Annotated in this window: 35 protein-coding genes, 1 tRNA gene and 2 pseudogenes; 17 read left to right on the top strand and 21 right to left on the bottom strand. The window is 33.1% G+C overall.

The genetic code is table 11. The features are described from left to right. Positions 1 to 148 precede the first annotated feature (148 nt). The 9 genes from HA143_RS02120 (at position 149) to HA143_RS02080 (ending at position 10,138) form a co-directional block, all read left to right on the top strand. On the top strand, positions 149 to 1,888 hold the full coding sequence (locus HA143_RS02120; protein ID WP_348534772.1) for a hypothetical protein: 1,740 nt from the start codon (positions 149 to 151) through the stop codon (positions 1,886 to 1,888). 2 nt (positions 1,889 to 1,890) lie between these two features. Continuing rightward, complete coding sequence (locus tag HA143_RS02115) at positions 1,891 to 2,922, top strand: hypothetical protein (RefSeq protein ID WP_209083000.1); 1,032 nt, start codon at positions 1,891 to 1,893, stop codon at positions 2,920 to 2,922. Then, a complete protein-coding gene (locus HA143_RS02110) occupies positions 2,919 to 3,632 on the top strand; it encodes a DUF6339 family protein (protein ID WP_209082999.1) in 714 nt (237 codons plus the stop codon). Before HA143_RS02115 ends, HA143_RS02110 begins: the two co-directional genes overlap by 4 nt. Continuing rightward, positions 3,629 to 5,689 (top strand): DNA cytosine methyltransferase, encoded by a 2,061-nt coding sequence (locus HA143_RS02105; protein ID WP_209082998.1) that lies wholly within the window; start codon positions 3,629 to 3,631, stop codon positions 5,687 to 5,689. Before HA143_RS02110 ends, HA143_RS02105 begins: the two co-directional genes overlap by 4 nt. Before the next feature lie 229 nt (positions 5,690 to 5,918). Further along, positions 5,919 to 6,179, top strand: a complete 261-nt coding sequence (locus HA143_RS02100; RefSeq protein WP_025973738.1) for a hypothetical protein — start codon at positions 5,919 to 5,921, stop codon at positions 6,177 to 6,179. Positions 6,180 to 6,241: 62 nt separating this feature from the next. Then, positions 6,242 to 6,469 (top strand): hypothetical protein, encoded by a 228-nt coding sequence (locus tag HA143_RS02095; protein WP_025973737.1) that lies wholly within the window; start codon positions 6,242 to 6,244, stop codon positions 6,467 to 6,469. Next, complete coding sequence (locus HA143_RS02090) at positions 6,469 to 8,496, top strand: hypothetical protein (protein ID WP_209082997.1); 2,028 nt, start codon at positions 6,469 to 6,471, stop codon at positions 8,494 to 8,496. Before HA143_RS02095 ends, HA143_RS02090 begins: the two co-directional genes overlap by 1 nt. Then, entirely contained in the window at positions 8,496 to 9,374 is an 879-nt protein-coding gene (locus HA143_RS02085) for a hypothetical protein (RefSeq protein ID WP_209082996.1), read from the top strand. The genes HA143_RS02090 and HA143_RS02085 overlap by 1 nt, the downstream gene beginning before the upstream one ends. Next, entirely contained in the window at positions 9,374 to 10,138 is a 765-nt protein-coding gene (locus tag HA143_RS02080; RefSeq protein ID WP_209082995.1) for a DUF6339 family protein, read from the top strand. The genes HA143_RS02085 and HA143_RS02080 overlap by 1 nt, the downstream gene beginning before the upstream one ends. 52 nt (positions 10,139 to 10,190) lie before the next feature. Here the strand turns inward: HA143_RS02080 and HA143_RS02075 are convergent, their stop codons facing one another. Together HA143_RS02075 and HA143_RS02070 are read right to left on the bottom strand one after the other, a co-directional pair. After that, entirely contained in the window at positions 10,191 to 10,556 is a 366-nt protein-coding gene (locus HA143_RS02075; RefSeq protein ID WP_209082994.1) for a hypothetical protein, read from the bottom strand. Between the two features lie 72 nt (positions 10,557 to 10,628). Next, entirely contained in the window at positions 10,629 to 11,042 is a 414-nt protein-coding gene (locus HA143_RS02070; RefSeq protein WP_209082993.1) for a very short patch repair endonuclease, read from the bottom strand. Positions 11,043 to 11,334: 292 nt separating this feature from the next. Between HA143_RS02070 and HA143_RS02065 the strand changes: the two genes are divergently transcribed. After that, positions 11,335 to 11,721, top strand: coding sequence for a hypothetical protein (locus HA143_RS02065; protein ID WP_209082992.1), 387 nt, complete (start codon positions 11,335 to 11,337; stop codon positions 11,719 to 11,721). Between the two features lie 37 nt (positions 11,722 to 11,758). Continuing rightward, the gene (locus HA143_RS02060) at positions 11,759 to 11,950 is read left to right on the top strand and encodes a hypothetical protein (RefSeq protein ID WP_209082991.1); all 192 of its coding nucleotides are present in this window, start codon (positions 11,759 to 11,761) and stop codon (positions 11,948 to 11,950) included. Positions 11,951 to 12,046: 96 nt separating this feature from the next. Here the strand turns inward: HA143_RS02060 and HA143_RS02055 are convergent, their stop codons facing one another. Beyond that, a complete protein-coding gene (locus HA143_RS02055) occupies positions 12,047 to 12,829 on the bottom strand; it encodes an SIMPL domain-containing protein (protein WP_209082990.1) in 783 nt (260 codons plus the stop codon). Positions 12,830 to 13,084: 255 nt separating this feature from the next. Here HA143_RS02055 and HA143_RS02050 point away from each other — a divergent pair, with 255 nt between their 5' ends. Both HA143_RS02050 and HA143_RS02045 read left to right on the top strand, forming a co-directional pair. Beyond that, positions 13,085 to 13,264 (top strand): hypothetical protein, encoded by a 180-nt coding sequence (locus HA143_RS02050; RefSeq protein ID WP_209082989.1) that lies wholly within the window; start codon positions 13,085 to 13,087, stop codon positions 13,262 to 13,264. Beyond that, the gene (locus HA143_RS02045) at positions 13,264 to 13,677 is read left to right on the top strand and encodes a hypothetical protein (protein WP_209082988.1); all 414 of its coding nucleotides are present in this window, start codon (positions 13,264 to 13,266) and stop codon (positions 13,675 to 13,677) included. Before HA143_RS02050 ends, HA143_RS02045 begins: the two co-directional genes overlap by 1 nt. A 37-nt stretch (positions 13,678 to 13,714) precedes the next feature. Here HA143_RS02045 and HA143_RS09790 read toward each other — a convergent pair whose 3' ends face one another. The 4 genes from HA143_RS09790 to HA143_RS02030 form a co-directional block, all read right to left on the bottom strand. Next, positions 13,715 to 13,849, bottom strand: a complete 135-nt coding sequence (locus HA143_RS09790; protein WP_257469929.1) for a hypothetical protein — start codon at positions 13,847 to 13,849, stop codon at positions 13,715 to 13,717. A gap of 11 nt (positions 13,850 to 13,860) precedes the next feature. Continuing rightward, positions 13,861 to 14,364 carry a ribose ABC transporter ATP-binding protein gene (locus tag HA143_RS02040; protein WP_209082987.1) on the bottom strand — a complete coding sequence of 168 codons (504 nt, stop codon included), beginning with the start codon at positions 14,362 to 14,364 and terminating at the stop codon, positions 13,861 to 13,863. An 18-nt stretch (positions 14,365 to 14,382) separates the two neighbouring features. Beyond that, the gene (locus tag HA143_RS02035) at positions 14,383 to 14,838 is read right to left on the bottom strand and encodes a hypothetical protein (RefSeq protein WP_209082986.1); all 456 of its coding nucleotides are present in this window, start codon (positions 14,836 to 14,838) and stop codon (positions 14,383 to 14,385) included. Between the two features lie 106 nt (positions 14,839 to 14,944). After that, a complete protein-coding gene (locus HA143_RS02030) occupies positions 14,945 to 15,412 on the bottom strand; it encodes a hypothetical protein (RefSeq protein ID WP_209082985.1) in 468 nt (155 codons plus the stop codon). 235 nt (positions 15,413 to 15,647) lie between these two features. Here HA143_RS02030 and HA143_RS02025 point away from each other — a divergent pair. After that, a tRNA-Thr gene (locus HA143_RS02025) sits at positions 15,648 to 15,719 on the top strand. A 485-nt stretch (positions 15,720 to 16,204) separates the two neighbouring features. On the opposite strand, the gene HA143_RS02020 is transcribed toward HA143_RS02025, so the two are convergent. The 8 genes and pseudogenes from HA143_RS02020 to HA143_RS01985 all read right to left on the bottom strand — a co-directional run bounded on the left by HA143_RS02020 (position 16,205) and on the right by HA143_RS01985 (position 20,283). After that, positions 16,205 to 17,722 (bottom strand): metal ABC transporter solute-binding protein, Zn/Mn family, encoded by a 1,518-nt coding sequence (locus HA143_RS02020; protein WP_209082984.1) that lies wholly within the window; start codon positions 17,720 to 17,722, stop codon positions 16,205 to 16,207. A gap of 145 nt (positions 17,723 to 17,867) precedes the next feature. Further along, on the bottom strand, positions 17,868 to 18,071 hold the full coding sequence (locus tag HA143_RS02015; protein ID WP_209082983.1) for a hypothetical protein: 204 nt from the start codon (positions 18,069 to 18,071) through the stop codon (positions 17,868 to 17,870). Positions 18,072 to 18,255: 184 nt separating this feature from the next. Further along, entirely contained in the window at positions 18,256 to 18,435 is a 180-nt protein-coding gene (locus HA143_RS02010; RefSeq protein WP_209082982.1) for a hypothetical protein, read from the bottom strand. A gap of 94 nt (positions 18,436 to 18,529) precedes the next feature. Further along, positions 18,530 to 18,664: pseudogene (locus HA143_RS02005) on the bottom strand (chlorophyll a/b-binding protein); the annotation flags it as partial. A gap of 242 nt (positions 18,665 to 18,906) precedes the next feature. After that, positions 18,907 to 19,089 (bottom strand): hypothetical protein, encoded by a 183-nt coding sequence (locus tag HA143_RS02000; RefSeq protein WP_209082981.1) that lies wholly within the window; start codon positions 19,087 to 19,089, stop codon positions 18,907 to 18,909. Continuing rightward, on the bottom strand, positions 19,089 to 19,241 hold the full coding sequence (locus HA143_RS01995; RefSeq protein ID WP_209082980.1) for a high light inducible protein: 153 nt from the start codon (positions 19,239 to 19,241) through the stop codon (positions 19,089 to 19,091). Before HA143_RS01995 ends, HA143_RS02000 begins: the two co-directional genes overlap by 1 nt. A gap of 113 nt (positions 19,242 to 19,354) precedes the next feature. Then, positions 19,355 to 19,462 carry a high light inducible protein gene (locus HA143_RS01990; protein ID WP_209082979.1) on the bottom strand — a complete coding sequence of 36 codons (108 nt, stop codon included), beginning with the start codon at positions 19,460 to 19,462 and terminating at the stop codon, positions 19,355 to 19,357. A 593-nt stretch (positions 19,463 to 20,055) separates the two neighbouring features. After that, complete coding sequence (locus tag HA143_RS01985; RefSeq protein WP_245210837.1) at positions 20,056 to 20,283, bottom strand: hypothetical protein; 228 nt, start codon at positions 20,281 to 20,283, stop codon at positions 20,056 to 20,058. 224 nt (positions 20,284 to 20,507) lie between these two features. On the opposite strand from HA143_RS01985, the gene HA143_RS01980 reads away from it, so the two are divergent. Then, positions 20,508 to 20,690, top strand: a complete 183-nt coding sequence (locus HA143_RS01980; protein ID WP_209082978.1) for a hypothetical protein — start codon at positions 20,508 to 20,510, stop codon at positions 20,688 to 20,690. Between the two features lie 36 nt (positions 20,691 to 20,726). On the opposite strand, the gene HA143_RS01975 is transcribed toward HA143_RS01980, so the two are convergent. From HA143_RS01975 to HA143_RS01960, 3 genes and pseudogenes are all read right to left on the bottom strand, one after another. Further along, positions 20,727 to 21,104 (bottom strand): phosphoenolpyruvate carboxykinase, encoded by a 378-nt coding sequence (locus HA143_RS01975; protein WP_209082977.1) that lies wholly within the window; start codon positions 21,102 to 21,104, stop codon positions 20,727 to 20,729. Positions 21,105 to 21,174: 70 nt separating this feature from the next. After that, positions 21,175 to 21,639 (bottom strand): annotated as a pseudogene (locus HA143_RS01970) (cupin domain-containing protein). Positions 21,640 to 21,730: 91 nt separating this feature from the next. Then, the gene (locus HA143_RS01960; RefSeq protein WP_209082976.1) at positions 21,731 to 21,874 is read right to left on the bottom strand and encodes a hypothetical protein; all 144 of its coding nucleotides are present in this window, start codon (positions 21,872 to 21,874) and stop codon (positions 21,731 to 21,733) included. 183 nt (positions 21,875 to 22,057) lie between these two features. On the opposite strand from HA143_RS01960, the gene HA143_RS01955 reads away from it, so the two are divergent. Continuing rightward, positions 22,058 to 22,243, top strand: a complete 186-nt coding sequence (locus tag HA143_RS01955) for a hypothetical protein (protein WP_209084514.1) — start codon at positions 22,058 to 22,060, stop codon at positions 22,241 to 22,243. 19 nt (positions 22,244 to 22,262) lie between these two features. On the opposite strand, the gene thiD is transcribed toward HA143_RS01955, so the two are convergent. Together thiD and HA143_RS01945 are read right to left on the bottom strand one after the other, a co-directional pair. After that, entirely contained in the window at positions 22,263 to 23,042 is a 780-nt protein-coding gene (gene thiD / locus HA143_RS01950) for a bifunctional hydroxymethylpyrimidine kinase/phosphomethylpyrimidine kinase (protein ID WP_209082975.1), read from the bottom strand. Between the two features lie 51 nt (positions 23,043 to 23,093). After that, the gene (locus HA143_RS01945) at positions 23,094 to 23,717 is read right to left on the bottom strand and encodes a TenA family protein (RefSeq protein ID WP_209082974.1); all 624 of its coding nucleotides are present in this window, start codon (positions 23,715 to 23,717) and stop codon (positions 23,094 to 23,096) included. A gap of 191 nt (positions 23,718 to 23,908) precedes the next feature. Between HA143_RS01945 and HA143_RS01940 the strand changes: the two genes are divergently transcribed. Further along, the gene (locus tag HA143_RS01940) at positions 23,909 to 24,082 is read left to right on the top strand and encodes a hypothetical protein (RefSeq protein ID WP_209082973.1); all 174 of its coding nucleotides are present in this window, start codon (positions 23,909 to 23,911) and stop codon (positions 24,080 to 24,082) included. Positions 24,083 to 24,103: 21 nt separating this feature from the next. Here HA143_RS01940 and pip read toward each other — a convergent pair whose 3' ends face one another. Next, positions 24,104 to 25,054 (bottom strand): prolyl aminopeptidase, encoded by a 951-nt coding sequence (gene pip / locus HA143_RS01935; RefSeq protein ID WP_209082972.1) that lies wholly within the window; start codon positions 25,052 to 25,054, stop codon positions 24,104 to 24,106. Positions 25,055 to 25,563: the final 509 nt, after the last annotated feature.

Genomic DNA, 25,563 nt, shown 5'->3' with positions numbered 1-25,563 from the left:
CAGTGGTGGTAATGCCGCAAGTGAAATTTTTGAAGCAGGTGGATCACAGAGAAAAAGATCACTGCTGGAAACACTTGTCAGAGAAATCTGTCAGAACAGTCTCGATCAGAGAAGGGATAAAAAGGTGAAAATATTTTTTGATCTGATTGTGCTGAAGGGAGAGAAAAAAGAGAAATTTCTTAAATCAATCAACAGTGAAACTCTTATCCCTCACCTTTCATCAGTGAAAGGTTCAAGTGGAACTGCCCTCACCCTGAAGGCCGGACTTGAATCCATGAAATCATCTGACCTGGTGTGTCTGAAAATCAGTGATTACGGAACTGATGGACTGACAGGTGATGACTGGGACGAGAAAGGAAATTTCCGTAAGCTCTGTGTGCAGAATTTTTCAACCGGAAAAGAGTCCGGATTAGGAGGAAGCTTTGGGCTGGGAAAGGCAGTCAGCTGGATGCATTCAAGAATATTCACTGTTCTTTTCTCATCAAGAATTGAAGGCAGAAAGAAATTAAGAATTTTTGGAAGAAGCGAAATTCCCGCTCATGAAATGGACGGGAAATCATGGCTTGATGGTGCCTACATGGGATCTGAAAGTGAAAAAGATGGAATTCCTATTGCAGAATCCACCTGGATGAAAGAAAGAGATGCAGAAAAAATTCTTCTCAATCGTGATAATGAAACTGAGTGCGGAACAACTATCCTCATCCCAACTTTTCATGAACCTGATCGCGATGATACCGGTTCATCAGGGATAAGAGATCCCGAGGAGCTCTGCAGAGATTTCACAAAGGCTGCATCAAAATGGTTCTGGCCTGCAATCAGCTGGGAAAGACTTGATTTCAAAGCAAGGGTATTTCGGGAAGAGGGGAAATCAGCTGAATACATATCTGAAGCGCGTGCTGATGAAATATGGTCTCCATTCGTTGAGTGCGGAAGAGTCGAACCTTTCGAAGGTGCAAAATCATTATTCCCAGGCGAAAGTTCCTCAATTGATGTTGAGTTTCCCATACCTAGAAGAGTGGAACCCTCAGACAATCCTGAACTTCTTCATGATGAGCTCAAAAGTACTGTCAGACTTGGAGTTTCAAGAGTCTCTTCGAAAGAGGAATGTCTACCATGCCGTTCAACCATTGCTCTTATAAGGGGTTCTGGAATGGTTATAGATTATGCCGAAGGTACAAAATTAAGTGATGGAGGTTCCTATTGTGCAGCTGCATTTGTAGGTACATCCTTGAATGAGATTGCCGCATCTGACAAGACAGAGTTGAGCAGGGGAAATAACGCATTCGCTGAAGAGTATTTCCGTGCAGGTGAACCAGTGACTCATGATGACTGGCTGCCTACAACAAGAAGACTTAGAGAAAGTTATGCATGGAGAGGTCATGCCAGCAGACTTAGAGGAATAAGATATGAACTAAGGCAGATCCTCATTCAGAACTTACTGACTTCATTTATTGCTCCTCCTGATGAAGGACCAGAAATGCTTAAAAGAATGATTAATCTTGGCAGAGGAATTAAAGAAAAGAAAAGTCTATCCAAGACAAAAAGTTCCGCACTTGAAGTTGTTATAGATAGAGATCAATGCTCCTTCATTAAAAAAGCCAATGGATGGAGAATAGCCGGCGAATTAGTACGATCAGGTGAATCAAACAGAACTGCAAAAGTACATTTATCTTTCCAGAGCATTGCAGACAGTGGCCAGGGAGAAATGTGGGGAATAAGTGATATGCGACTTATGGGAAGTGAACAATATATTTCATATGACGACTCTGATTCAAGAAGATTTGTATTCTCTGCTGAAAACCAATTTTCATCAGTTCCTTTTGAGTGCATAGTCAAACCTCCATCAGGAGTAAACCCTGAAATTGCTGGCTTCAGGAAGGTGGGTTAATTATGCATTTTGTCCCCTGGAAAACAATAGATCTTGATGGAGCATTTCGAATAACAGCTCCAGACAGTATTTCTGAAGAGGTGATTCAGGAAGTAAGCAATGGAATTACTTTCAAGTTCAATGGCAAACTTGAAAAGACAAAACTTGAAATACTTCTAACTGCACCATTTGAATGGGAAGAAACACTTCATTCCACAGAAAGAGAAAATCCTCCTGCTAAATTCATATGTCGTCTTATAAGCAGATCAACAGGTAGAAGAGAAATAATTGATTTAGAGGATGGTGGTGATGGATTCTTTTTTTCCGAGACTTCCTATATACCTTTTTTAAATGGAGAAGAAGTCAGAGCAGAAGCTCTGCTTGTAAGAACAGAACAATTTGCCGGAGAAAAATCAAGGAGCGGCTATGCCACAGAAATGGGGCAGATAATTGGGAGGAGTCTTATTCACACCATTCGTTTTGCAACCGCCGAAGCTAATAACGACTCCATCTTCAACATAAAGTGGCAATCCTTTCCCCCTGAAAGTAAAGATCAGTTATGGAGATTAATCCCAAGTGAACCTCCAGTAATTGAAATGAATGCAGATGTGACTGGATCATTGAAAAAACTTCTGATGAGTAAGGCCTTGAGGAAAGATATCAATTCTCTTCAGAGAGATATCATCTTCACCGCAATTTGTTCCTCTGTTTGGACCATGCTTATTTCGATTTCGATGAACTCCATCCAGAATATGTTGAATACAAACAGTGACCTGAGCAGTGAAGAAATTGTTGAGCAATTGCCGCCATCACAACTTCAGACTCTATCTCTATTTTCCAAGAATCTTCTTGAAACTAATATTTCCCCACATGAGGCGGTTGTTGCTCTTGCTAATGAACTTAGATCACCCGAATCTTTTCAGAAGTTTATTCTAAAAATGAGTTCAATAATCCAGCAGGAAACAAAGATTCTGGAATTGGCCGAAATAATGGCAAGAGGGTGCAGTTTTGAATCAGATATTCCCATTGACCTTGAAAAAGAGGAAGTTGCATGAGCGAAAAACTCTTCAGATTAAAATCACCTCTAATAAGTAATGGACTTATTTCTGCTTTAAGAAATCCGGATTCTGTAAGTGTAGAGGAAGTGAATTGCACGGTTGATCTTACGAATCTCTCAACACTTATAGATCAACTTATTCTCGAAAAAGTAATTGGTGCAAACCTAGATGCAAGATTAGTTGAGTGTGTTCATACAACATTCAAATCTCTGCCTTCTCATATTCTTACTGATATGAGGATGTGGCACTGGCTATGCGTAATAAGATATCCAAATATTCCGTGGCTTAGATGGAGAGGTAATATTCCGGTTGATCCGGAAGATGGATTTACTGTTGGAACAGGAAAGAAACATGTTCCATCACTTAGATTTCTTGGGACATCATCAATAAATGGACATGGCAGAAATACTTTCTCGAGACTTTTTTTTGCCGCCGACAGGATGATGGAGAATGATCATTCTGACTATTCCCTGGTCAAAAAATTATTTACCAGTCAGGAACTTCATCTTGGTTTGAGTGATCGAGAATTTGGCCTGATCCCAAAGATAAATAGAATACTTACTGAAAAGCTAGTTGAATTACCAGACAGCAAAGTAAGAATTGCAATAAGAAAACTAAATTCCCTTGGAGGTTCAATATGTCTTGATCTTTTAAGTGAAGAACAACTCCAGCAGTTAATTGATGCTCAGAGTGAAGAGGTCGCATGATTCATAAAAATGCAGTAGGGAAAAGTGATCCACATAGATTAAGTCCTGTAAGAGGGCCTTCATCAGAACTTGAGGCCCATGTAGATTCATGCAGTTTTGATGAACTTCCAGAATATGCAGCAAAAGTTCGATCTATAAAAAAAGAACCTTATTTTGCTGTTGACCTTTTTTCAGGAGCAGGAGGGTTAAGTTTAGGACTAAAAAAAGCAAATTTTGATGTAATACTGGCTTGCGATATCAGAAACGATTCAATAATGACTCACAGACATCACTTTGGTGGATGTTCATATGAATGTGATTTAAGCAAAAGAAAAGTTATTAATGAAATTTCAGAACAACTTAATAAGTGTGGAGAAATATCACTTATCGCAGGTGGACCACCATGCCAGCCTTTCTCCCGAAATATCAAATGGAGAAAACATAACGAAGAAGTTTCTTCTCAACATCAGGAACTGAATGAAGATAGAAGAGAATTATGGGAATCATTTATTTCGATAGTGGAGCAGGTTAAACCAAAAGCTTTTCTAATGGAGAATGTTACTGATATTGCGCAGACAGGTGAGCAGGAAATATATAGATCAATAATTAATAGAGCTGAAAAAGCTGGATATCGTATAAATCCCAAATTAATTTATGCATGGCAGTATGGAGTACCTCAGCTCAGGCCAAGATTATTTATTTCAGGAACAAAGATAAATGAATGCGCTCCAATGATTTGGCCAGAACCTGAATGTCCTTCAATCGAAAAAGCAGTTACATTAGACCAAGCGATTTCAGATCTTCCTCCACTTAAAGGAGGATGGGATGAAAAGTGGAATGAAAAATATAGCTATGAAGGACCCATAACTCCGTATCAAACATTAATGAGGGAATGGTTGAATATTGATGACGAGATAATTCATGATCATCTGATAAGAAGAGTCAGAGAAGATGATCTTGAGACATTTAAATTAATGCGATCAACCGGGGTTAAATATTCTCAATTATCGGAAGAACAAAGAAGATATTCAGTTACGAGTAGAGCTTTCAGAGAAGGTAAAAAAGTAAAGGAAAATCAGAAAATGAGTTTTGGTGATAAATACAATATTCTCAAACCTAATGAACCATGTCTGACAATAACCGCTCATATGTCAAAAGATGGTTACTGGTATATTCACCCTCACCAGAATAGAACTCTTTCCGTCAGAGAAGCCGCGAGAGTTCAATCTTTTCCTGATGGTTTCAATTTTTATGGAGGGCCTTCACATAGATTCCACCAAATTGGAGAAGCCGTTGCACCGCTTGTTGCATATGCAATCGGCAAATCATTAATGAAATCGATTAAAAATCAGAACGAATTTACTCAACCTGATTTAGTTCCCAAACTTAGATTTAATCTTATTAACTGGTATGAATCAAACAAAAAAGAAGTTGAACTTATATGGACAAAAAAAAGGGAAGGCAGAAAAATAATTCCAAGCAATATAAGGGCATGGAATGCATGTCTTGGAAATTTACTACCCGAGACTTTCAAAAAAAATACTAAAGAAAAAAATAAACCTGCAAGCTTAGGAGATAAAGATCTTGAAAAAAGGAAAAAAGATACCTACCAAAGATTAAAAAACTATTGGCCTACTCCTGAGATTTTTCTGCAAGATAAAGTTAGAAAAATGAAAATAAAAAGTTTTAGTCTTGAAAAATATATCCCTTCACTAGAACTAATTGCTGAAGAACTTATAAAAGATGAAATTGACTGGAGTGAAATCACAAGAAAAGAATATGATTTGTTTTCCAGGAATTCGGTAAGAGGCGCATTAGCTACAGTTGGATTAACCACAGAAATAAAACAATCAATATTTATTAGCAGAATTATTTCTCAGATCATGGATATTGATCATGAAATTCTAAAATTCAGCAATATTAATAGAGATATACATATAGGCCATTTACTAGAGACAGATAAGGAGGGGACAGGCTATTGCTCATTGCTGGCTCTATCGAAGGAAGAAGATACAGAAGAAATTATCAAACATAAATTAAAGGGATTTCTTAAGGGAAGCGATAATAAAGCTGCCTGACAATTTATTTATCCGTACATATTGCATATGTACGGTATAAACGAATTACTTGACAAATATATTTGATGTATATATAGTCAATAGTAAGTTTATCTGGTGTCCTGATGACTTCTATACGCAGTCTGAGAGCTATAGCACCCTTGATATGGGGTAAAGCAGGGCAGGTTTTGTTTGTTTTTCCTGAGTGAGCACCAGATTTACTCTCATTTATTCTTTCTATTTTTCAATTATGACTTCTAAATCTATTCCTCAAGACTTAAATTCGGTCGAATCCAGAAGAGATATTTTCTGTAGATTGGCTACCAGCCGCGTAGAAAAAGTCGCATATGCTCTGGATATCCTCTCAAAACTTTCATCAAGAAGGTCAGACTACACAGAGGAAGATATTAAAAATATCAAAAAATTCCTTCAATCTGAACTTGATAAAGCACTTGCAGCTTTTACCCCTGCAAATGAGACGGCAAAAAAGACTTTTGTTTTGAAAGCCTAAATCTCATATATTGCATTTAATTTTTAATGCAATAATTAAATTCTCATAAACAGGAAAAGTAATTGGCTACAAAAAATAACTCTGAACACTTTATTGAATTGGCTAATAAGAGAGTTCCAAAAGCTCTCAAATATTTAGACCTAGTTGGAAATCTTGCAAACAAAAGCAACTATTCCTACACAGAGCAACAATCGCAACAAATTAAAAAAGCTCTTAAAGATAAAGTTAACGAGATTTGTAGAAAATTTGATTCCGGTACTAACAGCGATTCTTCATTCAAACTCAAATAATGTATCAAACTGACTCTAAAAGTAATGAATGGTTTTTCCCTCCGCTATTTGGAGGAGAAAGACAGGGTTTAAATTTGGGAAGTGTAGACTTATTCAAAAAGGTAGATAATTTAGGCAGAGAAAGTGCACAAAACTGCATTAATGCAACTAATTCTTCTGAAGCGACAGTAAAAGTAACCTACAAATTAGAAACTATTGATTCAAAGTATTTCCCTGGCAGAGATGATTATTTATACAGATTAACTTCTGCAAAAAAATATTTTGAAAATTCAGGCGATGGTACTTGGACTAGTAACGAAATAAACCGACTGGCAGAATCAATCAAAATGCTTGAATCTCCTACTATTAAGGTTTTAGTAATAAGCGATTACAACACCACAGGATTATATGGGTCAGAAACTCATAAGATGAGTCCCTACTTTAGATTTTTTAAATCAACTGGATTTAGTGCTCATCAAGGTTCTCTTGCTGGAACCTATGGTCATGGGAAAAATGCCTTAATTAATTTTTCAAAACTCAGAGCAATATCTGTTTATTCAAAACATATTTCTCATCCAGAAAATCAAAGTATGCAAACAAGAGACCTTTATGTAGGACGGTCTAATCTTTGTACACATATTAAAGATGATTTAGAAACTCAAGGAACCGGATATTTTGGAATAACAAGCTCTTCAAAAAATGATTGGCAATCTTTCAGAGGTGATCAAATAAAAAATGTAGAAATCCCATTTGAGAGAAATGAACTTGGAACAGATATATATGTATGGGGATTTCCTGAATCAGACGAATGGGATTTAAAACTATCTATGGGATTAAGTTATGCGTTTTTTCAGGCAATTAAAGAACAGAAAATTGAATTTAGAATCATTGAAAATAACCAACTTAAGTGTTATTTATCTTCTGAAACCATAGAAGAGCAACTTGCTTATTTAGAGCATAACTGTAAAGCCAGATTAGGAGAAAGAGATTGGAAGTTTAATAATGCAAGTCTCATAAAAGGTTTTCTAAAATGTAGTGGCGAGGGTAAAAATATTAAAAATATAACTAAAGAAATTAAAGACCTCGGTTTGGTGAATTTAGATATATATTTCGATAAAAATGATGCGACATTAAAAAATAAATACTGCATCATGAGAAAACCTCTGATGACAATACAGAGTTTTGCAAAAAAGTGTGGTACTCCATATCAAGCTGTTTGTAAGGTTCTTAGTGATGAAGGCAATATATTATTGTCTGAATGCGAGGATCCCACTCATACAGAAATAAATGCGGAGAATGTAGAAGTTGCCAGAGAATACGATCGTAAGAAATATGCAACTGCTATTAGAAATTTAAAGATGTTTATTAATAAAGAGATAAGTGAATTAGATCCAAAAATTGAGACCTTCAAAGAAATTCCCGGGGCGAATGAATATTTACCCGGAGATCCTTTAAGCAATGATACTGAGACTTTTTATGATGGAACAGATTTAGATCAAGGTAATGATCAAGAACAAGAAACTTTTGAAATGAGGCTCAAAAAAGATATAAAAGTCTTTGACCCGAAAGCCCCAAGGCCTAAAAATCCGAAATCTAGAGTTGTTAGAAGAAAACCATCTTCAAAAGGAAATACAGGAGGTAATACAGGAAACTTAGGCGGCCAGGGTACTTCAAATGGAGGGAAAGGTCATGGAGCTGGAAATACTGGAGGCAATGCAAAGGAGGACGAACATGGGAAACAAAATTCAAACATTCCTTCTGAAGATCTTCAAATTATTCGTACAAGGATGGATGGGAATCCAAAAATTAGCAAAATAAATATAAAAGCACTTAAAAACGTTGAAGGTAACCTAAGACTTGGCTTTACTCTTACAGAAAATGGGGAAAGTTTTTTCCCAATAAAAAAATTCAAACTTCTTAATTCTACAAAATCCAATTCGTCAGTAGATGAGCTACTTTTTAAAGACTTAAAACTTGATAAGAATGATGATTTTTATTTAGAGGTAGAATTCCCGACTTCATCTAATTTGACTATTGGGGCATATTAATGATTAGTAGAGTTTCTTATCCAAACCCTGTTTTAGGTAATCCAGGCGATTATGAAAAAGAGGCATTATTTACTTTTAAATCCTTTACTTGGTTTATTGAAAATGATGGTGTTTCACTTGAGGTACCCTTACCAAGCATTAATGATCAAAAATTAAATGGCTATTTTCAAAATAATGAAGCTTCTCTCTACTTAAAAATAATTAGCCCATCATCATATTTCTCAAAAATAATTGAATTAAGATATGACGAATTCATTGAAGGAATTTTCAAAATCACATTCCCAATTGGAGAATTAAATAAAAAAATCTTTTTTTCTTTTTATCTAGCTACTAATCAAACTCTTACAGTTGAACCCGAACTTTTATCAACAAATTTCCCATCAAGTTTTCCCGCTCTCAAGAGCGATATTATTGCTAAAAGCCCACAGTGGAGCGAATTAATTGATCATGAATGGGATCCAAAAAAAAGCAACTCTGTAAGTTTTATGGCAGTAACATTTCATATTGATGAGAAAGAAAAGGAAACTTCTGTTGATTTTGGAAGAGATAGAATTATGATTCAACTTCCCAAAAGTTCATATGATGAATATATTCATTTTGGAGAAAGTAAAGCAGACATAATCCATAGTGGAATTGTTTTTCCAGTTCTTATACAGGCTGTGAATTACGTAATCAATTCAGAAAATAATTCAAGTGATGAATTCTCAGAAAAAACATGGTTTCAAAGACTTAATCAACTAATCTTTGATCAATCTCAAGAACTAGAAAATTTAACACCTCTTGAAATAGCTCAGAAGATTCTTAAAGATCCTATGAAGAGAGGTATTTCCTATCTAACTATTAGTGATAAAGATGCTGAATCGGAGGAGGATTATTAATGGAAAATTTAAAAGTTATAAGAACATCAAAACAAGAATCTTTAACAAGGGAAGTTGAATTATTTAAAGATGAAAAACAACTTGCCCAAAATTATATTAATTCTGAAGGATTTATTTTTGAAGAAGCAGATTTAATTCCTACTAATTTAAACTTAGATATTGAAGAAATAAATTCAAAATTAAATCCCAAATCCGATTCAGAAAGTTCAATAATTATTTATGAATCCCTTAAAAACCTGAATTTAATTAATGCTTCAGATAAAAGGCTATGGACTACTTTATGTCATAAACAATTCATGAATTATGTTCAAAATAGATGGCCATTAAAAGATACTCCTAGGAGTATTATTCTTTCAAGATGGTTATTTAATGGAACCGATCGGACCGCTTTTACAAGAAATGCAATATCAAGATTATGGTGGGCTGGACATCTAACAGCAGAGCCGTGGAAAAAAGAACCTTCTCTAGAGTTTTTAAAGAATGATGACCCTTACAAGTACACCAGAATCATGACAGATGTTGCACAACTTTGGTTTGATATTACTGAAAGAGAATGGGGTGGCAATCTAATTTATAGAATTTGTTTTTTAGAAACTTTTGATAGAATTTCAAAATCTAAAAATGTTAGTGCAACTTTTTTAAGCAGAGAGTTATCCAAAATTTTTACTGGTGTATTAGTAGCAGATGTTGTTCTAGTTGCACATAAAGAACCTCAAGCTCTTATCGAATATGTGGAAGAATTAACAAGCTATTTAGAAATATAAATATCGAAATTAAAAAATTTTTTTTTAATAGTTTTTTATTAGTTTTTTAATTTTAAATTCCCAAAACTTTTTTTCTCAAGATTTTATATTCTTCACTGGATATTAAACCTTTATTTTCTAAAGAAGATAATTTAATTAATTCTGCCTCTATGTAACTCTCAGAGTTAGATGAAATGTAAGAATTATTTTTATCTTTAGATAATGAAGAATCTTCGAAATTATTCTTATTTTCTGAATTGAATTTTTGATCTAAATGAGAGATGTAAAAATCTATAGATTTTCTAATAATACTTGAAATTGATAATCCTGGTCTACTTATTTTTTTTAATTTTGAATATTGACTGTTATAAACTTGGATACTTATCCTATGAAGATTATCTTCAAGATTGAAGTAATTATTATTATTTGATTCGTCCATCATTTTTTATTTAATCATGTAGTTAATTCTAATCAAATTTTAAATTTCTTTTCAGATATTATTTTTTTTTGACTAAATAAAATCAATTAATTTTTCTCTTAAATTATCTACTTTTTTTGTTTCACATTCCCAAATAACGACAGATTTCCAACCTATATTTTTTATTTTTTCCTGAATTTCTAAATCTCTTTTTACATTTACTTTAAATTTATTTTTCCAGAATTCTTGTCTTGTTTTTGGGGTAGAAGCATACTTACAATTTTCATGCCTATGCCAAAAACATCCGTGTACAAAGATAACTGTTTTATATTTTGGGAGGACAATATCAGGAGATCCTGGTAAACCTTTTGAATGAAGTCTGAATCTATATCCCATTGAATGAAGAATCTTTCTTACCTTAATTTCAGGCTTTGTATTCTTCGATTTAATTGCAGACATATTCCTTGATCTCTGCTCACTTACCTTATATATTTCTTCACTACTCATCTAACCAATCAGTTTTAAACAATATACTCTCCATCACCCTAAAGGCACCTATATACAGTACGTGCATTATGTGTTTACACACATACCCACGTATCAGATATAAGTGGTTTAGTTGTAGTTGAGAGTGGTTTATTTTCAGTACTTACAATGATGATGTACACACATCCAGTAAGTAGTCCCCTCTAAATTTCTTGTCTTTTACCCCTCCTTCCCGTGTATTATGGAGGGGTTTCGTAATCCATTGCAATCACTGGGATCTGAGATATGATAAAAATCCTTATATTTAGAATTTATGACAATAAAAATCTTTCTAATACCCCTATTATTAGTCTTCTCACAAATACCTTTGAAGGCTCATGATCACACCTTTGAAAGCTGGAATGCTAAACAATGGGAAGACTATCCTTTTGAATGTGTAGAGACAGGAGCTACACCAGAATATACAAGGTGCTACGCAGAGAAAGCAAATAAAAGAGACTGGGATTTAAGGCAAGAATTGAATGACGATAAACTTTGGAAAGACTGGATGAGTGCAAGACGCAGGATATGTCATCACTACAAGTCAAAACATTTTGGGCAGGGAACAGTTAAACCCTTAATGGTAATTTCATGTGAAATGAGACTAAATACCGAAGCCACTAGATACTGTATTAATGGTGAAGATAAGCAATGCGGATAAAAACAATCTTATAATTTTAGATAGCTCGTCTTAAGTAATGTCACTATCGTCATACCGGATGCACAGAATTTATCTTGCAGCGACCATGAATTATGGTCTCGGTTCTGATGATCCAGAGGAGTTGGCCTACTACAACAAAATCAGAAAAGAGATGGATGATATGAAAAAAGAACCAGTTAAAAAAGGGATACCCCTAAATTGGGATACCCCCGAAGGAATCGATAAATGAACCTGAATACTTTTTTATTAATTGATGGGAGTCTGATGCTTATTGGTCTGCCCTTATTAATGATTCTCAAGGGCAGAAAGAAGACTCCCTAAGTCATCACTTAACCGCGAAAGTCACTCCCATAACGGCAGTAATATCTTTCTTGATAGTTGAAGTGTCATAAGAACCCCAGCTGCTTACCTTCGTGGAATTAGGAACAGTTATCTGAAAAACTCCGGTATTCACTCTCTTTAAACCACCTACTTCAGAGCCTGCCTCTAGAGCGATAGCTTCAGCCCTGACTCTTGCATCCTTTGCTGCCTTAGCAAGCATGTCAACTCGTTTATCAGCCAGCTTTGAATAGGTGAATTCAGGACGGCTTGGTTTCACCCTTACCCCTTTCCCAAGCAATTCTGATATCTGACTGTGAGTCTTCTGGATCTTATAAACATCCCTACTTTCAATCTCAATATTCTGATAAGTAATCCATTCAGTTCTAATGATTTCATTAGTCTTGGGATTCCTGGTTTTATATTCACTGATACTCGCAGGTCCAAGATAAACATCCTGCTTTACACCATCCTCAATTCCATTGGCTTTAAGGAATTCCATTGTCTTATTAATGGACTCCTTGTGCTTGGTAAATGAGTCAATCTGAGTTTTACCTGAGGTCTTTACCTGGACTGACCATTTTGCAATATCACTCTCAAAACTTTCAGTACTTGCACCTGTAACAGTGATAGTATTCTCAACCGTTCTGAACCCTCTCACAAGGACCGTGGAGGCGCCTATAAAACCTCCGATAGATAATACAGCCATTGCGAAAACAAGTGGCGGAGTGCGGCGTATAACACCCAGAGAATCGCCCGGCAGCGACCTGAGTCTCTTAATAATTTTCATTGTCTATCAGTATGTGTGTAGGAGCTTTTTAACAGCTGAACCGAAAGAAAAATTATTAGAAAATCCCTGACTTTTATTCTTTCGTTTCTATCTGGCCATTAATGGAAACATCTAAGTTAGATGTGCCAATTTTGGAGTCGGTTACTAATATTGCCAAACGAAATAATGAAGCGCAAGAAGTATATTTGTATTATGAGAAAAGTTATTTAGAACTAAACAAAGCATTCAAAATAGACAATCTTGACCAGCAAAACTATGGAACTATTTACAAGAGAAACTATTGGTAATTACACGAGAGATCCTTACGAAAAAAATGATCATAAATACTCCAAAGAGATGCAAGAAGTAAGAAAAGAATTACGCAAGCTAGATCAAGAGACAAAAAAAGATGGGGGTGTTGTTGATTGGAATTATATGCTCAATGACATGATGTAATGGGGAAAAGAGGTAAGCCAAAAAGAATAATTAGATGCGGGAAACCAAAAGCTTGCCCTGAATGCGGGCAAAAGCAACTACTTGAAGTTGTCTATGGTATGCCAAGCGAAGAAGTAGTGGATAATATTGCCGAATATGATATTAGAGGTTGCTGCATGGGACCTTTTCGAGAAGTAAAAATAAAGGATAAAAGCGGTAATGTTTATATTTGCCAAGTACCTAAAGCTAACTGGGTTTGTTCAAACAAAGATTGTCGACTAGAAATTTATTGGAGAAAGGATTGCGAACTTACTTCACCAAAAGATGAAGCATATAATTTTTATGGAAATAAGTGGGATACAAATGATTTTGAAAATCAAAACGAAAAGTTTTTAAAATTAAGGAGCAAAGTACATAGAAAATTTAGATCATAAAAACAGAAATCTTTTCTTTTAAACATGGAATATTTTTTTATGGATATAACTTTTTAATAGCTTCTTCTTGTTCTTTTTTTTTGATTTCTTCAGCATCATAAACAGGACAAGTATTCTGATTAAGTGATGAGAAAAAAGCACTCTTTTTAAAACGTTTGATTATAGGAGTCAATAGTAAAAGTTTCACTTTTTATATTTGCTAAATTGCTCAAACATACTTAAATATTGCAGAGGAAAGACGCTGGTTAAATTTTCTATTCTCTCTTCATCCAATACAACACCCTCCGGCAATTTCTTTACTAACTTTGGGATAGCTTTTTTTGTCTCTTCTCTGCAAAAATTAATTCTGTAAGTGGCTTCTTTTTTAATATTATTTTTAATTAATCCATCTTTTTCAAGCATTGATTTTAAATCAAGATTATTTCCTTTTAGAAGAGCAATTAAAACATTATCTGCAATTTTTAAAGCTTCCGCCGGTTCTTTATCTTTGTTTATTCCAAATACCCAGGTACAGGCACCAACACCCAATGCTCTTGCTATACAATCATCATTTCCAATCTCATCACAGGGTAATCTAAAAGACTCTTCAATTTTTTTTAGATCATATCCATTCTCACCTTCTGGGAAGCCGGCTTGAGCGTAGAAAGGAAACAAAAATATTATTGTGACTAGAAGTAAGCGTCTCATATTAAAAATAGAACTTTATCAAATTATTATCTCTAGTTTTCCTTTTTTGAAGACGTCTAATGGAGCAATAGCACAACCGTAAGTAGTCATTTCTTTAAACATCCAATTTGCTGCTTCTTTATGTAAAAATGGTTGAGGTTGTTCAGATTTTACAGAACAACAGTACCAAGGATTTAATTCCCAGAGATTATCTCTACTCCACATTATTGAGAAGAGAGAATATGAATAATGTGGATGTGGTTCCGGGAATGAGCAAACATAAAAATTTATTTTTTTTGTAGAGTATTCTTTGTACACAAAAGTTGCAACTTTGATGGTATCTGGAGGTAAGGAACTCTCTAGATTATTAAAGTCAGTTGATTCACAGAAATCTTCTTTTGGTCTTTCTCTCTCGCCTAAAATGCCGAACGCCGTACCAAAAGCGGTTACCTCATCATGCCAATATTCTTCTATTCGATAAGTTTCTTTTCCCATTAATCAAAAATTAAACTAAAAAAAAGAATATTTCATGACTCTTATTTTAGTTCTGATATCAAATAAAAAAATACTTAAAAGAAAAGTTGAAGTAGGTGAGAAATATTCAAATTATTAGTTCTAATTTGCCTTCTATAAAATAATCTACTTCTGCGAAACCAGAGCCTTTGGTAGTCATTCTTTTCAACATCCAATTTGCTGCTTCTTTATGTAAAGGTGGTTGAGGTTTTTCAGATATTACGGAACAACAGTACTCAGGTATTTTTTCCCAGTGACTCCATTCTTTATTCCACCAGATAGAAAAGAGTGAATAAACTTCCATATGAGATTCTTTCCATTGTGTTTCTGTAAAAGATGCGACATAAAAATATGCTTTTTTTGGGGAGTACTTTTCATAAAAAAAAGTTGCCACTGGAATTGTATCTTCAGGGTTCCAACTCTCTAACTTATATCGGTCAGATGAATACATCTCATCTGAATTGTGAGCCAGGCTACCTTTGGGATGCATCGCTCCAGCAAAAGCTACTGCCTCATCATGAAAGTAATCTTTTATTTGATAAGCTTCTTCTCCCATCAAAAAAACATAAAAAAAGAGGGTTTTATCCCTCTTAGTTTAGATCGACTGTCAATCAATAAGATTATCCCATAGCAGTAATATCGTCTGCAAAAAGTGGACTGAAGATAAGTTACAGCACTCCCTAGAAATAATTTGACAGCCACAGGCAGGCCGTCTAAATTTATTCTGCACACTTCAGAATCATTGTGCTGCAGGCAGTCTTGATTGGTCCAACCCGGCCCACTTTAAAATTGCCCTTGTAGCTCAGCGGTAGAGCACTCCCTTGGTAAGGGAGAGGTCTCGGGTTCAAGTCCCTACGAGGGCATAGCCCAAAGCCTAACTACCGCAAAGATTTTAAAGAATTTAGAGAGTAGAAATTATACATCCTCCAACCATCCATAACGGGATCATCATGGGATACAGACTCTGGAGATGACCCATATTGGGATTAAACCCCTCATTTGAGAAGTAGTTAATCTATCAAAACACTTGATATAGATTTTTTTATGATTTTGCATAATCAAAAAAATTACGAAACCTAATTATTCAAAAGTACTCCTTTGATCCTTTGAATATAACCAATAAAATCAATTTATAAGTAAGATGGCGGAACGTATTTAAGAGGGAATATTGCACTATTTAAGTACTGATATTTAGCTTGTACATGTATCAAGCGCTTCCCCTAAGGCAAAGTTACTTCAATGATATCGTCAAGATTCAAGGCGTTAAATCTTGGAGATTTAGTCATCTTAAACGTATTGAGTTAACAAGTGTTTAAGACATGACACAATCTTCTATATTTTTTGAAAATTAATCTGAAAGCTTGTACCATTCAGACTCAAGATTGGAGCCAGATTCTTTATCACAGCTTCCACCTAATGAATCAACAATTGTACAAGTGTTGTGAACGGCTACTGAAACCGTATTACCATCCATCATCAATCCATCAACGAATATTTGATCAGAAGCTAAAGGAACAGAACTTTGCCTACTTAAGTTCTTTAATAACTTAGACGCTGGTATTTGTTCTGGAAATATTGCCTTAACATTTTCTTCCTCTAGCATATTCAAAGTTGAACTAATGTTTTCAGGTCTTAAGCTTGATGAATCTCCAAGGAAGTCTAGTAAACTAACTGTCTCAAAACCAAAAGCATCACCGTAGTATTCCATTGCTTTGTGTTTAGAGACAATTACTCTGTTTTCCTCTGGAATAGAGCTTACTTGTTTGACGATCCAACTATCTAAGCCTTCTAAGAGTGAATCAGCTTTTTCGAATCTTTCATTAATTAGTTTTCTGTCCCCTCTATTAAAAACTGAAATATCTTTCTTTAAGTTTTTACTTATAACATCTCCCATTTTTATGATGTTATGTGGATCATGCCATACATGTGGATCTAGGCCTCCATGGTCATGATGGTGATGATGCCCCTCTCCTTCGTCGGGTACTTGTGCTATTGGTTCGACATCACTATTTAAAACGTCTTTAAAAAAGTGTTGAGTTGCTTCAAACTCAAAAGGCATGTGTTCAGTAAAAAAAATATATTGACCATCTTCTTTGATATCCACGTTAAAAACAGTGCTTTCTTTCCTTTGATCAAAGTTAAGAATAAAAGCTTTATTACTTGCAATCAATGTACCATTATTTTTTCTGCTTATTGAGTCTTTAGATCCTAATAATTCTTTAGCTAAATCTTCAGAACCTTCAATATCATTAGATTTAAGAATCACCATCTTCATAGCAGGATCTGCATATTCGCCATCAACTTTTTCAAATGACCATTTGTAGGAACCCTTAGAAAGCTGGAATTTACCTGCCCATTCGAAATCACCTTCAGCATGATCATCATGTCCACCATGCTCTGAGTGATCATCATGAACTCCATGATCAGAATGATCATCTACCTTAGCTGAATGTTCAGCATGATCATCGTGACCTCCATGATCAGAATGATCATCTAAGTCTATTGCACTAACACCTACAACAACAGTATTCTTTTTACTTTCCCAATTTCTCATACTTGGAGTCATTTCTTTGCCAAGAGTGAATACTTTGTCTGCGCTATTTAGTAATTGAGCTTGTCTTGGATTGATCTTTAAGTCATGAACATCCTGTTTTCTATCTACTAAGCATGTAACTTCGTCAGAAGGTAATGCAATTGATTTAACTAAATCACAAACTAGTGGTTCAACTGCAACATATGACTTTCCTTTGGCCATGACATCCTGCCCAAAACAAGAAAATATAATCGTTCCAGCTATTGCCGAATTCTTAATAATTGAACTACTTGAACTTGTTTTATTTGTTAAAAGTCTTTTAAAAATTGACATAAAAAATGATAGATATTTTAAAATGATAATCATTTTCATTGTTTCTGGCAAGCCAAGGTATCAAATGTGATGAAAAGTGAATCCGTCTAGCTATTCATGGGATCTCAAAGAATCGTAATTTTTTATTCAAACTTTATTCAAACTTTTAGCGATTGACAGTCGATCTAAAATGATGAAATCTTTGATCGTCAACGTCTGCCATTAAATCATATTCTTTTAAGTTTTCTGTAATCCTTTTATATTCAACATCAAGTTTTTCAGATTTTTCTTTCATCCTTTTATATTCAAAATAATTTACTAAATAAGCTAAATATTTTTCTAAAAAATTTATATTGATTTTTAGGTTCATTAATATCCTTTATTTATTAATAGCTAATAATTATCGTTCTAACTTTTTTTGATTAATAGTCGATCTAAACTAAGGGGCAACTAGCCCGTTTTTTTAATGATCACACTCATCACAGATAGGAAACAAAAAAAGCTTGCCTATATCCCTAAAAGCAAGCTCTCATGACGATTTAATTTTTAAATATTTATACTGGCAATCTACAATCAAGTTCTATTATTCCTTCATCCATTAATCGACCAATTTTTAAAACTATTGCCATATCTAACCTTGAAAATTGTGATTGATGATTTGTAATCCAATCCAATTCAGATAAAGTTATTACTCCAGTTGTATTAACTTTGAGAAAGAGAATTCCTAAATTCATTTATTTAATTAGTTGCTTTTTTCCTTTAGCTATCATTACCACTGGCACTAATAGATATATAAAGAAGGAGATTAAGAAAATGTCTAAATTCATTTTAAAAGATACCTGGGATGATCCAGCCAAAAAGACCGTAGTTTACTACCAATGCGAATAAACCCATCATTGCCATTCTTCCATTAGTTCTCTCAGCATTTTGCCAATAAGTTGATTTTGAGTTTTCCATTTTTTTAAATGTTCGTTAATAAGAATGATTAAATTTTTATAGTGCGAAAGCAATACTTAGTGCTATCGCAGTAGTTATTATTCCAATGCCAAATAGTGATATGGCATTTAAATATGTTTTTATAAGAGTCCTACTTTTCCTGCCGTAAAAACCACAGCAAGAAAGAAACCAAACTCTAAAAGTTCTTTAGCATTTGAAGGGACTGAGTTAAATAAAGATGAGATGAAAATCATTTTGATTTATGTCCTCTAAGCCCCTTGAGGAAAATAGTTATACACCGGGGAGATAAATCCACCGCCATCATCATCGTCATCATCATCATTCCATGGCAAATCACTCAACATTAATGCACTAACAATAAATACTGTTATGACTGGCATAAAAGGAAAAAGTATAGTGTTAATCCAAGTGTTAATTCCTGCCTCAAGCATTACACAAAGCCAGGAATAATTTGACCAGTAGTTAGATATGCACCAATAGCAGCCATAAGACCAAGCATTGCGAATCTACCGTTGATAGTTTCTGCAACTACTTTTTCCTTTTCGATTGTTTTTGTTTTTAAATTTTTTTTGGAATTTTTCATTTGATTTTGGTTTAAAAAAATTAAATTTTATTTTTGAAATTATTTAGTTAAATAAGCGAGGAATCAAGCAGTTAATCAGACTATTAAAATCAAAAAACTTGCTAATGGGCTAATTAAAAAATACCTGGAATAATTTGACCAGTTGTTACGTAAGCACCAACAGCTGCTACGAAGCCGAGCATTGCCGCCCAGCCATTGAATTTTTCTGCTTCTGGAGTCATAATTAAAAAATATATTATGTAAAGAAATATAACATAAATATTAACCAATGTAAAGAAATGACCTAAATTTCAATTTAAAGTAGTACTAATGAAACAGTATTGTTACATATATGCATAGAGGCATATAAAATACTTTTGGAATTATGAGCAACCTGCTTTGGATTTAAAAATTAGTAATAGCTATTTAAGAAGACAATATGATCAAAGACCTTTCCTAGATCTTATTTAACAAAACATTGGAGATTTAAAAATAAGGAGTGTATGGTACTTCTGTTTTCGTTGCGTCGCCATAATAACTTTCAGCTGACTTTACTAAGATCCAATAAATAAAATTTACAAATGATTTTTCCATAGGAATATCTATATCTTTTCTAATTCAAATCAGAATCTCAAATAAAAACAACGTAGAAAATACTTAAAAAAAGAGATTTAGATTCTATTAGTTAGTTTATGATGACTAGTTTTGTATGAATGCTACTAGTGCTTGTCTTATAAATCTATTTAGTGGAGAGTTAGTAGAGAGAAAAGAGAAAGTTAAATCATCTACGATAAACTAAATAAAATGCTTTGGATTTGGCTAACTTTCGAAAAAGTTAACAAAATGCCATGCCAGCAGCACTATTGCGACAGCCCCAAGTTCTATGGCATGGAAAGTCAGGCATACAACCAGCAATATGCCATTTGTCACTTCTAAATACTTCTTCAGTTGGCATACCAAACATTGAGGGTCTAACCTCTCTATTCCTACATCGTGGGCAAATTATTGGTTTTCTATTACAAATAAACCAATTTTCTCTTTCTGGTATTGGTTTGCATTTCATTAAGTTTAATCGTCAAATAATTTTCTCAAATGTTAACGACTAGAAGAGGATAATTTCTTTACCAATTTATCTAGTTGATCAAGTTCTGAGATTTTAAAAGCATTTAAATTATCTTTAAATTTAGATTTTTCATCCTTTATCAATATGAATCCATCAATAAAAAAGAATCTTTATTTTGTATCGCATGTACCGTTTATATGTTTTTTGGCAGCTATTAATTAGATATGAGTTATTTTGCAGAACCTAACCATATTGAATATGATGCATGGTTCGATAAAAATATCGACCCTCTAGATCTAGTGGATTATTTAGATGAAAGGGAGTTCAGTGATTCAGTACACCAAAAGTTTCATAAAATTTCAACTAGAAATTTAATAATTGGGTCTTCTGATAATTTTCACTGGTAAGTGAAAGATCTTTTCATTTATTAAATATCGTAATCCTTATGCAGAATATGTCCCATCACTTTCTCTTCTTGCCTTAGCTAATACAATCTCATCTACAACTTTTTTAATCATGTAAGCACTTTTTTTACCATAACATTTTCCTTTTTTGATTTTCTCACAATCATTTTGAAGAGAACCAACATATTCACAACAATCACATTTAATATCAATTTTCTTTCCTTTATAAACATCTAAAGCTTTAGAAAAAATCCATTGCTGAACTGAAATACTTTCCCAACTATCAAAATTTGACCACTCAACGAAATCCCTATTAAGAATATCTTTCAATCCTTCTACTTCATTTACGTATAATAATTCAGCATCTTTTCTGGATTCATTTTTAATTCCAATTACTTTGACAGGATTTTGATTCATTCCTAATAAGTCGCTAAATTAACTCTATAAATCTAAAGCAAAATTTCATAAATCATAAAAGAAAAATTTCTTAAATAAGATCATTAATTGCTTTACCTAATCTAGAAGCATAATTTATATTACTGAGCAATTCAAAATCCTTAAAATCAAACCCAGGGCCAACACAGCAACTCACTAAAGTAAATTCTCCTTTACTTTTTGCCGCTTGCCAATATCCAGATAGGATCATTTGTACTGGATTATTGAAATTTAAAATTAAATTTCTTTTTAACGTATTTTCATTATCTAGGCACCATAAATTCAGAGGATCACCCCTTAGATAAATCCAAATTTCATCTGCATTTTTTACTCTTTGCTAAGTACTTTTTACGACTCTAAAAGATAATAAATTCCCGTATTGAAGTTTCTACTTTAGCCGTCTTCCCTTATTTAGAGAACTCTTACTCCTTAAGATCTCCTTAAACCATCCACCTTCAGGTTGCGGAGATAAATTAAATTGTTTAATTATTTCTATATTTTTTTGATTAGGATTCACTTCACAAAAGTATCTTAAAAATCCCTATTAATCTATTAATACAGTGTAGTAAGTTGAAAATAACTCAAAATAAAATTAAGCTTTCAAAAACTTAAGCGCAAATAACTGACAAGTCTACAAAATTCTTTTTTTCATCTGCCAGTTCAGTAATAATTCTATGCAGCCACTCAGGGGTAGTTTCACAATAGCCCACGTTTAAAATAGTTTTTTGCTTTGCTGTTTCTTCTTTATTCATAATTTAATGTATTTTTATACAAATTAGTCTTTAATTAAATCCATGTGAATAAGTCTTAATTACTATCTATTTTAAAAAGTTGTATTTAATACAAATTTGAGAACTGCTGGTATACAAATAACATTTAATCCTTGACAAAAAAATCCATACAAGTTTGAGTAGAAAAAATTTAGTGTTTAACCTATGAATAACGTCAAGATTGAAGAATTAATGAAAGTAAGGTTTGATGGTATTGCAAATAGAATTGGGCAATTAAGCAAAAGCGAAAGTGAGTCTTTATTGCTTGAGCATCTTGAGTGGTTGGAAGGTGGATGGGAGTCAGAAGAAATCTTATTTTTAAAAAAGCCCTACAGGAAATGGTGGTTCTAACCTCCCTTTTATAAATAATTTAATGATGACCTAAGGGACCAGGGCCAGATCCTATCTTGTAAGAATTCTCCAAAGATTTTTCAACAAATGATTTTGCTTTTTGTATGGATTCAAGTAGCTCAAAACCTAAAGCTTTGTAACCACAAATAGCAGCACTTAATGTACACCCACTACCATGTGTATTGTTTGTATTTATAAAATTATTAAACAACCACTCTTTTCTACCATTTAAATCAAGAAAAAAATCTTTACCTTTCATATCTTTTAAACCGCCACCTTTTATAAGTACAGCTTTAGCTCCCATAGCAATAATATTTCTTGCGGAATTTTCGATATCTTCTTTACTCCTAATTTCCAAACCAGAAAGTAGATTTGCTTCATAAATATTTGGGGTTACCAAATCTGCAATTGGTAATAAGAGCTTCTTATAAGCATTAATTGCAGAATCTTCCAGTAATTTAGAACCAGTTCTTGTAACCATAACTGGGTCAATAATTTTGGTTATTTTATATGTATTTAATTTTGATGCAGTATCATCAATTATCCTTTCATTAAGTAACATTCCAGTTTTTAAAGCATTAATACCAAAATCAGAAAATAAAGTATCTAACTGACTTAATAAAGTATTCTTCTCTACTGATTCAACACATGTAACCTCAATACTATTTTGTGCGGTAATACATGTAATAACAGAGCATCCATGTACTTTAAGGGCCATAAAAGTTCTTAGGTCAGCCTGGATACCTGCTCCTCCTCCAGAGTCACTACCTCCTATTGAAAGTGCAATTTTAGAATACATAATTTTATTAAATAGACTTTATAAATATTATAAAAATATTCTAAATTTAAATTAGAAATCTGAATACGCATTAAAAAAATCCAACTCCAATTCCATAGCTCTTTTATATAAATATTTTGCCTGATTAATATCATATGAATCTTGATTGGTCTCAATAAGATTTTCTAGTGAATTTGCTAAATTTTCAAAGCACTCATCAGAGTAAGTTATTATCCATTCTTTATATTTATCATCAAAATGCTCTTCATATAAACTTTTTCCTATCCAAGAATAGAGTCTCATACATGGAGTCATTGCAAACATTATCTCAACGGAGCTAAGTCTCTTAGCAGTATCATCAAGAAAATCTGTATAATTTTTAGTAGTTTTTTTTATATAGTTATTAGACAAATCAATATCCCATTCTTTTGCATAAGTTTCATGAAGAATCAACTCTTCTGAAACACCCATTAGAAGTTCACTTAACTTCCTTATTGAATACTTATCTTTTGATTTAGAAACGGCAAGACCATATGCCTTAGCAAAAGTCTCTAAAAAGAAATAATCTTGAGCTAAATATTCTTGAAATATATTTTCAGGAAGACTTCCAGTTCTTAAACCTTGAACAAATTTTGTATTTAAACTTAGTAAAGCGAGTTCATAATTATCCTCCCATAGTATTTTTGTTATTGTCATTTTTTTTTGTTATTCTAAGATTTTTCCTAAGAAAAAGTATATACAATATGAATTAAAATAGATATCTAAATTGGATTATCAATTATTTTCAGATTACTTTTATTAAAAAAAATTTTTAATTTTGAAATTAAATAGTTAAATCCAAGATAATGTTATACAAGCTTTAATGAATTGTTTAAATTTAGTTAATTATGTCTGAAAAATTTGAATGGGACGATACCAATAGTTCAGGTATATGGTGGAGTACCAATGTAAGTATTAGAGACGAGTGTACTTTGCTTAAGGAAGATACTCAATGCAAAGATTCTGATATCGTCGAACTCCTTCGAAGTATTGCCCAGAATATTGAAGATAATGGCCTCTAGTTTTTTAAAAATATTATTTCATTAGAAATTTTCAATTCCTTTTACAGCTTTTATTAATTCGATAGTAATACCTTTTTCACTCATTGAATGACCAGCATCATTAACAATAATCAATTCGGAATTCTTTAATTTCTTATTTAAATCCCAGGCACTCCTAACAGGACATACCACGTCATATCTCCCTTGAATTATTTTTGTTGGTATCGATTCTATAATTTTTATATTTTTCAAAATAAAATCATCTTCTAAGAAAATATTATTAATAAAATAATGACATTCGATCCTTGCGAATGCGTCTGAAAAAGAATTAACTTGGGACTTATCAAAATCGAATTTTTTATTTATTAAATGACTAGTTGAGAGTTCCCATTTTGTCCAAGCTGCTGCTGCTCTTGATCTAAGCTTCACATCTGAAGATGTTAAATATTTATAAAAAGAACTTATTAAATGATTTCTTTCTTCTTTTGGTATTACAGAAATATATTCTTCAAATTGATCGGGGAATATCTCACTTGCACCATATTGGTAGAACCATAACAACTCAAACTTTCTACATAAAAATATTCCTCGCAAAGTCAAGCTAATAACTCTTGAGGGATTATTTATTGCATATACAAGTGAAAGTGTTGAACCCCAAGATCCTCCAAACAAATGCCAACTATCAATTTTTAATAGAATCCTTAATTTCTCAATATCATCAACTAAATGATTAGTCGTATTTTCTTTTAATTCAGAGAAAGGAGTTGATTCACCACAACCTCTTTGGTCAAATTGAATAATATCGAATTTTTCTGGATCAAAGTATCTTCTATATCTTGGTTGACTCCCGCCTCCCGGACCTCCATGAATAACAAGTATTTTTTTGCCATTTGGATTACCAGATCTTTCCCAATAAATAGTATGAATATCACTAACTTTTAAAAACCCCTTTTCTCTTACATCAATTTGTGGAAACAAGATTTGATCTTTCATTTTCAAATATTTTTAATTACTTATATAAATCTATAGTATCCAAAAAGAAATCTAGTTTATAAGCAATTACTTAAACATAAAAAAGGACTGTTTGAACAGTCCTTTTTTAATATCTCATTTCCTTCTTTAAGGATATAAAATTACATATTTTAAAGTCTATTTACTCATAAACCTAGAATACGTGAATTCGGGGATTTCTCTCGATAATTTCAGTCCCTATTGTCGCTAGTAATTATAAAGCGAAGTCTTATCAGACTAATTGATTGAACTTTAATTTTCGAATAATCCCATGCTCAGGAATACGCTTCCTATATTTTGGAATTTGCTAAATTTCAGGCGGACTATCAATCATTTAGATTGCCTCCGAACTCAACATTTATAAATTACTCCTTTTTATATTTTCAGTAAATCCGTAAATATGCTGATTTACTTTTTTCTTAATCTATAAGAGGATTTTAATGATCCATTGTTTTTTATAGATAAATATAGAAATTTAAATTATTTAGTTA

The organism is Prochlorococcus marinus CUG1415, assembly GCF_017696015.1.
Taxonomy (GTDB): domain Bacteria; phylum Cyanobacteriota; class Cyanobacteriia; order PCC-6307; family Cyanobiaceae; genus Prochlorococcus_A; species Prochlorococcus_A marinus_AE.
The sequence above is the reverse complement of the archived record's forward strand: the minus strand, read 5'-3'. Positions and strand labels throughout refer to the sequence as shown.